Source organism: Bartonella sp. MM97QHHN (assembly GCF_042194285.1).
GTDB lineage: Bacteria > Pseudomonadota > Alphaproteobacteria > Rhizobiales > Rhizobiaceae > Bartonella.
Genome location: NZ_JBHIMS010000049.1, coordinates 1 through 1,243 on the forward strand (window position 1 = coordinate 1; position 1,243 = coordinate 1,243).

General features: G+C 43.7%; 2 protein-coding genes and 1 pseudogene. 1 reads left to right on the forward strand and 2 read right to left on the reverse strand.

What is annotated here, in order from left to right; translation table 11 throughout:
* The coding region (locus tag ACFIJW_RS02640; RefSeq protein ID WP_375633196.1) for a DUF4815 domain-containing protein at positions 1–222 on the reverse strand (222 nt) is incomplete at its 3' end.
* A gap of 113 nt (positions 223–335) precedes the next feature.
* Positions 336–755 (reverse strand): annotated as a pseudogene (locus ACFIJW_RS02645) (phage tail protein); the annotation flags it as partial.
* A gap of 176 nt (positions 756–931) precedes the next feature.
* Between ACFIJW_RS02645 and ACFIJW_RS02650 the strand changes: the two are divergent.
* On the forward strand, positions 932–1,243 hold a 312-nt coding region (locus ACFIJW_RS02650; RefSeq protein ID WP_375633197.1), incomplete at its 3' end, for an Arm DNA-binding domain-containing protein.

Below are 1,243 nucleotides of genomic sequence, written 5' to 3' on the forward strand. Positions count from 1 at the left end.
CTTTGTGTCTTTGTTGACAAAAGCATCAGCCCGTTCAACGCGGTCTCCTTCTTGTGCCACAAGGCGCCCCAAGCGGTCATGACGCCCCCTGATGATGGTTTGAACTTCATTCAGTTCACCACTTTGAATAAAGGGACGCGTGCCATAAAACACCACGCTTTGTTGTTCCTCTTTGCCGCGAGATCTGTCAATTGCAAAGGGTAAACCACTTTCATGCTTCATATTAAAACCTCAATAAAATCTTGAATTGTTCGCGAACATCGGCACGCAAAGGAATATTGANTTTGCCGCGAGATCTGTCAATTGCAAAGGGTAAACCACTTTCATGCTTCATATTAAAACCTCAATAAAATCTTGAATTGTTCGCGAACATCGGCACGCAAAGGAATAGTGACAGGCGTTTTGAGTATCTCTACACCACCACGCAGTTCATGAGCTTCAAGCCAAAGTTTGCCAGGAGGGGTTTGTTGTGCAAGAGAGCCATGAACGAGAAGGGAAACAGAGGCGGCTTGTTTGTCCTCAACATCTTCAAAATCTGTGCGGGCTGCAAGAAACAACAGAGTCCCGGTTGTAGAAGGGTTAAATTTGTTTCCACAATGGCTGTACACACCATCCAAAGCCTGTTCGACAGGTGCTACAGCATAGCATCTGCGATACCCAATCAGAGTATTGTTTGCGTCTCTTAAAGCCAAATAAAGGGGACGATTTTGGAACCACTCTGCCATGAGTATATCGCGTTCATGTTTTTTGACCGATACAAGATATTGATTTATAATCATAATCTAGCGTTATTCATATTGAATGAGAACCCTGAATAACGTAAGATTCTCTCATCTTAAATCTGTGTATCTTGAATCAATCAAAATCACTTGCTTGCACGTCACAAGCGGGGCTGACGTGTGGGTAAAAACTATAGCAGAAAGGAGTAAAAATGGTTCTTATGAATCGTCTTAATGCAAGGGCTGTCTCAACATTGGGAGCTGGCAAATATAATGATGGTGCCGGCTTGCTTCTCCATAAGCGTAAAGATGGTGGTGCTCAATGGCTTTATCGTTATACCATTCATGGTCGGCGCCGTGAAATGGGCTTGGGTGCCTTGCGAGATGTTTCTTTAAAACAAGCCCGTGAATTGGCAACAGGATGGCGGGCTGTTTTACGTGAAGGGCGTGACCCTATTAAAGAACGTGAAAAACAAAAGCGTGAGGCAATAAGCAATCTCCATTACTTAAAAGATATTGCACTA